This window comes from Terriglobia bacterium (assembly GCA_032252755.1).
Taxonomy (GTDB): domain Bacteria; phylum Acidobacteriota; class Terriglobia; order Terriglobales; family Acidobacteriaceae; genus JAVUPY01.
This window is the reverse complement of the sequence record JAVUPY010000084.1, coordinates 40,261-49,442: the sequence shown is the minus strand read 5'-3', so window position 1 is coordinate 49,442 and position 9,182 is coordinate 40,261. Positions and strand designations below refer to the sequence as shown.

Genomic DNA, 9,182 nt, shown 5'->3' with positions numbered 1-9,182 from the left:
TCGAAGTCATTGCGGACAATAACGGCCCCTTCGGCGCTAAGGCAGGTGCAGCTACGAGTGCTGCGGGTAGGTTCTGTTTGTCAGCGGAAAGAACGGCGAATTCTGTGCCACTTCACGTCGTTGAGATCGGAATACAATTCTAAGATCCCTCCCAGTCGTTTAGGGCTCTTAATCGCAGTTAAGGAGTCTTACGATGCGAAAATTCCTGGCATTTCTACCATTGTTACTGCCGAAACACTAAATGGCTTTCTGGGCGCCCACCAGCTGTTTGCTACCGGGCTTCAGGAGTTCAAGTGTCACAGCATTTCCCAGATCACGGGTGTATGGGCTGACCCAGCACGCTTAGCGATTAGCTAGGGATCGGATGTCACCCAGCCCCAACAGTCGCTCGTCGGCTGTCACTAGCGTCAAGTCCAACACCTGGGCAGTTGCCGCCAGAAACCGATCTGCAGGATCGCCGTGAAATAGCGAAAGCTCGTGTGCGGCAAGAGCGATCGCATGCGTCAGCGGCGCCTCCAAAAAATGGGAGGTTGCGACACCCACCCACCTGGCGCGGTCCTCCGGTAGCTCGATCCGTCCTTTCTCGGCGAGCAGCAATGCTTCCCAAACGCTGATTGCCGAGAGCCACAACTGATTCCCTGGATCTTTCAATTCCTTGAGAACCCGTCGACCCAGCCTTCCTGGGTCTGCCAGGCTCCACAACCAGATATGCGTATCAAGAAGCAGCTTCATTTGCCCCCTGCTTCCCAATCGCTTTCGTCCCCCACGGGCGAGACAATATCCCCGGTAAACTGCATCGTCTTCGCCATGGATCCTAGCCAATCTGCAGATTTCTCCACGGGATTAGGGGGTACGACTTCCGCGACTGGTTTCCCGAAGCGAGTGATCCGAATCGGCTGTTTGGTCTTGTTCACCTGCTCAAGCAGGGCCAAGCACTTTGCTTTGAACTCCGAAATTGCCACTTCCTTCATGGTCCATCTAATATTACTATGGTCAACACATATAGTCAAAACTTGATGAGAGGTTGCTGTGGCCGGCGAGTTCCTGACTAAACGAATGCTCGCATCAGGGGCATGTACCGAAACTGCGCCTCAATCTTCGCCCGAGACTTCTTATCGAGCGGAAGGTGCAACGCAAGGTCGGTCCACGCTTTCATCAGGCTTTCGAGCACGTTAGCTGCAGTGTCGGTGACTAGGACTTTCGGAATCCGCGCCTTGTTCGCGAATTTCGCAAGCAGTTCCCTGTCGAGCTTTCCGGTATCCTTCTCCTTGGCGACCGATAATGCCAGCGAGCGATCGTCGATGTACTGAATGGTCGAGACAAAATCGTAGCCCGGCGCAAGAGCGGGCGTGCGGCCGTCCGGGTAAATCACGGACCAGTTCTTCAGGTGCATGTCGGCGTTGCCTATAGCTGCATTGAAAATCAGCCGACGTATGAACTCGACGAGCGCATCTTCACCGAGAAACGTGGAGATGTCAGCGGCCATGTTCGTATAGCTGTAGTTCCTGTACTTGTCGCTCGGGAACTGATGGTAGATCTGATTGAAGTCCTCAATATGTATTCGACCACCCTCTGGCGTTCGGTCGAAACGGCGAACGTAGAGTGAGTTGGCAGTCTCTCCCGCGAACTCCTTCGGCAAACCCTCGATTTGATTAGTGGGAATTAAGCCCACTTCCGCGACCTGAATTCCGACTGCTTCCGCCAGTTTCATCATCGAGTACTCATTCTCGGGAACCAGCGGATAAGTTGGCGAAGGCAGCTTCACGATCCAGCCTCCGTCGCGTCCTTCGGCCGGAATCGTGAGCTGCTTTTTCGGACTGCCGACCGCGGAAAACTTCACTTGTACGCCCGCAAGCGAAAAACGTAACACTCTTCCCGTGCGCCGCTTTGCTTTTTCAGAGGCTTCGTTCTCAGGTGGTGGAATTGGCTGGCCCTCGATATCTTGTACCGTTACCGCACCAGGAAGATCGGCGCCGAGCAGCCAGAGCAAATAGAATTCGCGCGCTTCCTTGATTCCCGCGAGTTCGGCGACGTACAAACGCAGGCGACCTTCGGGAAGTAGGTTTGAGAAGAAGGGCGGAACTTTCGTTTGGACCTGCTCGGGTTCAACGATTAGCTGCCTGTTCTCGTCGTAGTAACTTAAGCTCAGGACAGGTCGAATCGGGTCATTTGCATACTGCTCGTCGAAAGCGAATAGATTACGGTCGTATGGAAGCTGTGTGATCGTTCCGACCCGGACCTGGTTCAGGCGAACCTCGAGGACTGTAGGGCGTGCTTTACTCATGGTGCTCGCCATCGGCGTCCTCCGGTTCAGCTCCGATCAGCCGACGTTTGGAGTCCGGTGGCTCGACTACACCTCGATGCTGTGCAACCAGATAGTTGACTGCTGGGAGCAGTTGTTTCGGCAGAAGGATCGGTTCCAAACCCAAAGCACGCGCGAGTTCGGTAAGCGTCGACAGCCGTGGATCAGTAAGCCCGTTCTCAATTCGCGCGATTTGCGCTTGCGTCATCTTGAGTTGGCGGGCTAACTCCGCTTGCGAGAGGTCCCGTTCTTGTCGAGCGCGGCGGAGATTTTGAATGATATCTAATTGTGTATTGTTATCCACATAAAAGACATTAATCGATATATGATTCAATTGTCGAGTGATATACTAAAATATATTTTATACAAACTTTAAATATCATTTTATATAGTGGAGCATGTCCAATTGGGCCGGCGAAGAAACCCCCAGTTTCATTACCCTGATTTCGATCGTGATCATTATTGTCCGCACAAGTAGTGGGCTTCGTAGATCAGAGCACGTCGGATAGCCGGGCCACGCCGATCACGCAGCCTGAGATGCCGGATACTACTTACCTGCTTAGTGCTGTGCTTGCCCGTGATTACTTCGATCTTCTGCTAGGGATAACCGAGCTTAAAGGTCACTTTGGCTTGCCGTATTTGACCAATAGATGATCCAGAGACCACTGCTTCCTTACACGCGATTCCGGGCAATGCAGAATGCAACCACGCTTGTGTATACAGGACAGAGTTACAGGCGTGGGGTTTGCCCCGACGCAGTTCTCCGATTTCAGAGACTTCGATACAGATTCGGGGATTGTGCTGCACGTTTGTCAGGGAATGTCCTGGGTGATCGGCTGTGTAGAGACAACAAATCACCGCCGTGTGGATATAAACGAGCGGTGCCACATAGGGCCAACCATTCGCATCTACCGTACCGACGTTTGCGGTCTTCTGGCGCCGCAGGAACTCAGTTGCTCACGTCGGTTCCATGAGCCATCGTTCTGATTCATGAGTTCGCGGAGATCCGGCACGGTGTAGAAACGAAAGGCTCTGCTCTCCTGATCATTCGGTGCGCAGATTCCGGGGCTGATTAGGCTGTCAGCTTAAGTGTGCTTTTATAATCAGCAACGAACTTTTCAATCCCCTTCGTCGTGAGTTCGTGACGTATGTCGAAACGATCCACCGTCCCTACCCGCGAGGAATCTCGTCTTTTGGGCGGTGTCGCCAACCCGCCTAGTTGCTGTCTCAACCGTCAATCCAGGCGATACGGACCCTGTCCTGTTGTTTATGGAACGGATCGACTAGGCTGATGTAGGCCAGGGCCGAAGACTCCGGTTTAGGAACGCAAAATTATTGTGGTGTCGCCACAAACCTCTGGCGTTCATCGAAACGTTGCGCGAGGAACGCCTCAACCTCTCGCAGCGTGGGCATTGAGGACTGAGCACCGTGTTTGGTCACTGAAAGGGCAGCAACAGCACAAGCAAACTCAGCAGCGTCCCGAGGTCGCATTTGCCGGACCGTCAGAGCGTATGCGAATGCCCCATTAAAGGCATCTCCGGCGGCGGTACTGTCCACAGCATCGACAGAAAATGCAGGTACATGAATGGCGGAAACATCCTTTCCTGCGAGAAATACACCATCCGCTCCGAGTTTTAGTGCAACATTGCCCACACCCAGTTCGAGTAACCGCTGAATCACCTCTTCTGCCGCTCCAGGGCGTATGCTCGCTTCGAGGCCAAGCAGGATCTGGGCCTCACTCTGGTTAGGCGTCAGCCACGTTACCGATTGCAGCAGTTCAGCAGGAAGGGGAACTGCGGGTGCTGGATCCAACATGAAGGGCACTCCAGCGGAACGACAAATCTCAGCCAAGTAGCAATTGGTCGCAATTGGGATTTCCAATTGTGCAAGGACCATACAGGCGTTCTCGATAGTCTCTCGACAGAGATCAATGTCCTCTGGCGCGAGTTTCTCATTTGCTCCGGGAATAACCACGATAGAATTGTCACCCGCGACGGTGGTTGCAATAACTGCGGTGCCGGAGGAGCCGGTAACGTTTGCTACCTGACGGACGTCGACACCTTTCTCTTCGAGTTCGCTTCTCAACCGGGCAGCAAAGATGTCATCACCCAACCGCCCGATCATGTTTACGGGAGCTCCTAGACAGGCCAACGCTACAGCCTGGTTGGCTCCTTTCCCCCCAGAATAAGTCTGGAAGCTCAGCCCAGAGATCGTTTCCCCTAAGACTGGAAGTCGCTCAACCCGGGCGACTAAATCGATGTTGATACTCCCCACGACGACGATTGGTTTATTCATGACTCCAGTCACCCGAAAAGGGGGGCAGTAGCGATAACCCCGAGGCCGACAACAAAGAAGACGAACATAAGAGGAACCAGCCGACGCGAGTTGGTCGGTGCGTTAGCAAACTCCCGCCATATAAATACTCCCCACGCAGCGGAGACCATTGTGGCGCCCTGGCCGATCGCGTATGAAATCGCAGGCCCTACGATATGAGTGTTAGAAGCTACGAAGTTTGATACAGCACCAGTGCACCAGATTGCACCGCCGAGAATGCCCCAAAAGTGAAAGTGCGATGGGGCGGCCCGGTACTTCGCCATGCTCACCGGGTGTTCTCCCGTGAGAGGATGTCGCATTAACCAGGCGTTTACGGGAATTGCGCAGACTGCTACTCCGACGGCAAAAACTAGCGAAACCGAATAAGGCCCCAGTGCGCTTTCACCGATCGTTGATGATGCAACGAATGGATAGAACAGGCCCATCAAAATACCGCTCACCACACTGAGCCGGACTCCTCGTGCACTTACAACGTTATTTCCTTCGCGTCTTTTGTAAGCGACGGCATCAATCAGAATTGCGATCAGAACTAGGGCTACGCCGCCGAAGAGCAAAAGGGGATTACCGCGAGGTTGAATCAGATAATTGAGGACAACGCCCACAATCAACGCTAGACCTATGCCAATGGGGAATGCGACCGCCATGCCAGCGACGGCAATGGCGGCAACGAGTAGTAGATTGGCTACGTTAAAAACAATCCCACCTGCAAGTGCCAGCGCAATTTTGGGACTACTGGCCTGTAACAGGTTCGGCAGAAAGGCTGTTACTCCTCCGTGGACGCTGCCCAGCGTGAACCCCCAAACTAGGCTGGCGAGTATTACCCCAATCACATAGTCCCAATAGAAGAGTTGGAAAGGGAAACCAGTCGTAAGTTTCTGAGTGTTTGCCCAGGAGCCCCAGCAGATCATGCTGATGATCATGAACAGTAGCGCCATCGTGTACGCCTCTGGCTGATACATCTTCCGTCTCCTAAACTTGCTTTTAGCTCGTATCTGGTCGGTGGCCGTTAGGCGACAGAACTAAGTTCACCTCGATTCTGTCGCCCCTCTCATCCCTAGAAGCGGATGTGAGCCACCAGTTGAATCTGGCGCGCCGGATGTTGGCCAGTAGAGTAACCGAACAGAGCGTTGGACAAATCGCTAACCGGATTCACCAGGTTCACCCTGTTGAACAGGTTGAGAAATTCGCCCCGAAGCTCGAGTCGTCCGGCCTCACCTAGGGGGGACAGCGCGAAAGATTTCTGGACGGCCAAGTTGACGACGGCGAACCCTGGACCGTCGTAGGTATTGCGGCCCAGGTTGCCCTCTTGCCCAGCGGCTGGGGTTGGGAAGTCAGTCGCCTTAAAGAGGCCTTTGAGGAAGCTGGAACGATCCGTACTGATGTGGTTCCCGAATGATGGCGTGTTCGGCACGTCAAAATTGAATCCATCGGCGTTGTAATCACCGCCTGACGAATATCCGGAGCCGTTATACACCGTAAACGGCTGGCCAGACTGCAGGATGATGATTGGCGAAAGAGTCCAGCCCGAAGTAAGAACTCGACTAAACCCCTGGCCGACGGTAGGGATGCTCCAAACCGCGTCCGCCGAGAATCTGTGACGAGAGTCGAAGTCTGACCGACCGTACTGGCCGGCAAGCGTCTGGGCGTCGAAGACCGACTGGCCACCACCCACACCGTTGTCATTACTGCTCGTGAGATCCAAGGACTTGCCGTAGGTGTAGATAGCGTGTGCGGTCCAGCCTTTCGTGAAGTGCTTGGATATGGAGAAGGCTCCGAGGTTCGAGTTTGCGATCCCAATGCTGCGTCCATACGTAATCGCACCGAAGCTCTGGTTGAGGCCCACGGCATACCCGTCATTGATGATCATGTCGCCAGCGAAGCGGTTGACGTCTGTCTGAAGATAAAGATGTCTGCTTGCGCTGCCGAAGTAATCAGCTTCCAGCAGGAATCCGCCGAGTTTCTGCTGAAGGCCTAACGACCAGCTGTGCACCATGGGAGGTGCGAGGTTAGGATCGATGCCTCCGACGTTCGTGCGTGTGCCAACCAGGCCTCCATGCTCGTCCACCTGATAGGTGATACCCGGCGGCGGAGCGAAACCCTGTGCACCGGAGCTACTCGTTCCATAGGAGAAATTGGCGAGAGTGACCCCAGGATTGAAGATGCTGATCGACGGACTGGCAAAATCAGGTGGGTTTGTCCTCATGTTGTTCACGTAGGAATATTCACCGACTCGCGTGCTGAAGATTCCATATCCGCCGCGGAGCGATGTCCTGCCATTCCCGAAGACGTCCCATGCGAACCCGACCCTCGGTGCGAACCGGTACTGCGCGTTGGACGTCGCCTGACCGGCAGATCCCCGCACTTCCATAGAACCATTCGCAACTTGATCGGCGAAAGTCTGGCCCGACCCAGGCGTGAAGAAGGCGATTGGATCTTTGTCGTTCATTACCGTCGAGAGGTGCCCGAAGTAATCGAGTCGGAGTCCCAGGTTTAATGTGAAATTCCTGCTGACCTTCCAATCGTCCTGGAAGTACGGTGCGACGTACAACATCATCACTCGCTGGTAGAGGTTGTGTGCAACGCCACCGGTCCGAACGTCGAGCACCGGACCACTTTGCAGGAACGGGTTGTCCGCCGCGAAATCGAGGACGTTTAGGAACAAGAAGTAGGGGCGAGCGTTCCCATTGGTGAAATCATCCAGATCCTGTAGGCGATCAACATCGAGACCAACCCTGAAATTGTGAGCTCCCCGTATGTAGCTTAGCGTGTCATGTGCATACCAGTTGTTCTGCGTCCAACCCGAAGGACCCCACTGCCAGAAGGTCGCATCGACGCCGCCGATCCATGCAGCGTTCGGGAGCGGCGGGACGCGGTCCGGCTGGCTTCCGGTCAATCGGTTATATGCAATTCCAGCCTCATTCATCATGGAGCTGGAGAAAGTGTGGACGTAGTTGATCTTGTTGTACCAAGTGCCATTTGGGTTGATGTAAGCATACTGAGGCCGGGGATCCGCATTTTCACCTTGCGTGGTGTTTCGGAAGAAGCTGTAAAACAACTTATCTTTATCGCCTCGTAAGTTGTGATCAATCCGGAAGTGCGCCTGGAATCCGTCGTTTTTGGGTGAGGCATTGATAATCGCCGTGCCTGTCGCAACCAAATCATCGGGAATATTTGGTGGAGTGTACGAGCTCCACCAGTTGTTCTTTATATCGGCTACAGTCTGGAAGTCGCTTCTTGGATAGGCGCCCGGAGGAGCGGCTTGGAAGAACTTCGCGGCCATGGAATCGGGGAAGTTTTGAATGACATAGTCCTCGAATTCCTTTGTCTCTACGGTCTCCTTGAAGGTCGTTCCCAAAGAGCTCTTCATCCAGAAGAGCGACCCGAAGAAGAAGGTACGATCTTTGATGATCGGACCTCCGACGGTTCCGCCGAAGTCGTTCCGAACCGAATGGGGCAGTTTGCTCTGGAACTCCGTACGAGCTGTCAGACCACTGTCAGTGTGCATCTCGGACAGCGATCCATGGAATTTGTTTGTGCCAGACTTGGTGAAAATCTCTATCAGCGCGCCGCTCTGCCGGCCCTTCTCGGCCGAATAGGTCGCAGCAGCGATCTTCATCTCCGCCACGGTGTCGGGTTCAGGAGTAATATTCACCACTCCGTCGCGAGAATTCCCGTTGACAGTGGTGCCGTCTACCTGGAATTCGTTTGCCTCCTGGCGCTGGCCCGCTCCGTTGATCTGGAAACCTGCCTCTGAACTGAAACTGTTCGTTCCCTGGGACCCTGCGGCCGCGATCGACCCTGACGCATCGCCCAGACCAGTCACTCCCGGGGCGAGCGTGGCCACGCTGGCGTAGAGGTTCTGGCCAACTAGTGGCGACTCCTGGACGGTCTTCTGCTCCAAGGTGCGGGCGATCGTTCCCTTGGTGGTTTCCACCATTTCCGCATCGGCTGATACCTCGACACTCTCCGTCTGCTGCCCAACCACCAGCTTCGGATACAGGGTACGAACGTCGTGCCCTTCAATCAGAATGTCCTTTTGGACCCACTTTTGGAACCCATGTGCGGTTATCTCGAGTTGGTACTTCCCGGGAGCCAAATGGAGAATACTGAAATAACCCTGACCATCCGATAGCGCCGTTTGGCGAATGTCGGTCGCTTCGTTAACTAAAGTGCACTCAGCGGAAGATATCGCAGCTCCCGTGGGATCGACTATCGTCCCTGCAATACCGCTGGAGTATTGCGCGGCTGCGGGAGCGGCCGCGAGGATTGCGAAAACAATAACTGCTACACAAATCGTGAATATCGACTTCAACGCTGACGCCATACGCCAAACCCCCTGGGGAGTATCTGCCCCTTACTGAGGAGGAGCATTGCATTGTGGGCGAACTTGAAAGCTTTCAAATTCGGCGATCGAAGGCTACGTCTGCAGCTCTGGATGTGTCAAGAGTTATTTTCAGATCAGCCTCGACGGCACATCCTCCACGATCTACACCTTACGACGATGCGCCACGTCTCCTTAGTGAGTAGTGGTTTTCAGCTAGTATTC

General features: G+C 54.3%; 6 protein-coding genes. 1 reads left to right on the top strand and 5 read right to left on the bottom strand.

The window, feature by feature from the left end; genetic code table 11:
• Positions 1 to 342 precede the first annotated feature (342 nt).
• Together ROO76_20905 and ROO76_20900 are read right to left on the bottom strand one after the other, a co-directional pair.
• Positions 343 to 732, bottom strand: coding sequence for a type II toxin-antitoxin system VapC family toxin (locus ROO76_20905; protein MDT8070628.1), 390 nt, complete (start codon positions 730 to 732; stop codon positions 343 to 345).
• Between the two features lie 316 nt (positions 733 to 1,048).
• The gene (locus ROO76_20900) at positions 1,049 to 2,284 is read right to left on the bottom strand and encodes a type II toxin-antitoxin system HipA family toxin (protein MDT8070627.1); all 1,236 of its coding nucleotides are present in this window, start codon (positions 2,282 to 2,284) and stop codon (positions 1,049 to 1,051) included.
• Here ROO76_20900 and ROO76_20895 point away from each other — a divergent pair.
• Complete coding sequence (locus tag ROO76_20895; protein MDT8070626.1) at positions 2,283 to 2,528, top strand: hypothetical protein; 246 nt, start codon at positions 2,283 to 2,285, stop codon at positions 2,526 to 2,528. The two genes, ROO76_20900 and ROO76_20895, sit on opposite strands and share 2 nt — an antisense overlap.
• 1,106 nt (positions 2,529 to 3,634) lie before the next feature.
• Here ROO76_20895 and rbsK read toward each other — a convergent pair.
• The 3 genes from rbsK to ROO76_20880 form a co-directional block, all read right to left on the bottom strand.
• Complete coding sequence (gene rbsK / locus ROO76_20890) at positions 3,635 to 4,597, bottom strand: ribokinase (GenBank protein ID MDT8070625.1); 963 nt, start codon at positions 4,595 to 4,597, stop codon at positions 3,635 to 3,637.
• An 8-nt stretch (positions 4,598 to 4,605) separates the two neighbouring features.
• The gene (locus ROO76_20885) at positions 4,606 to 5,595 is read right to left on the bottom strand and encodes an AcrB/AcrD/AcrF family protein (GenBank protein ID MDT8070624.1); all 990 of its coding nucleotides are present in this window, start codon (positions 5,593 to 5,595) and stop codon (positions 4,606 to 4,608) included.
• A 95-nt stretch (positions 5,596 to 5,690) separates the two neighbouring features.
• On the bottom strand, positions 5,691 to 8,960 hold the full coding sequence (locus ROO76_20880) for a carboxypeptidase regulatory-like domain-containing protein (GenBank protein MDT8070623.1): 3,270 nt from the start codon (positions 8,958 to 8,960) through the stop codon (positions 5,691 to 5,693).
• Between the last annotated feature and the right edge of the window lie 222 nt (positions 8,961 to 9,182).

Bases quoted from the DNA above. Each gene is read 5' to 3' on its own strand.
- ROO76_20905 (MDT8070628.1), bottom strand. From the start codon at position 732: ATGAAGCTGCTTCTTGATACGCATATCTGGTTGTGGAGCCTGGCAGAC.
- ROO76_20895 (MDT8070626.1), top strand. From the start codon at position 2,283: ATGGTGCTCGCCATCGGCGTCCTCCGGTTCAGCTCCGATCAGCCGACG.
- ROO76_20900 (MDT8070627.1), bottom strand. From the start codon at position 2,284: ATGAGTAAAGCACGCCCTACAGTCCTCGAGGTTCGCCTGAACCAGGTC.
- rbsK (MDT8070625.1), bottom strand. From the start codon at position 4,597: ATGAATAAACCAATCGTCGTCGTGGGGAGTATCAACATCGATTTAGTC.
- ROO76_20885 (MDT8070624.1), bottom strand. From the start codon at position 5,595: ATGTATCAGCCAGAGGCGTACACGATGGCGCTACTGTTCATGATCATC.
- ROO76_20880 (MDT8070623.1), bottom strand. From the start codon at position 8,960: ATGGCGTCAGCGTTGAAGTCGATATTCACGATTTGTGTAGCAGTTATT.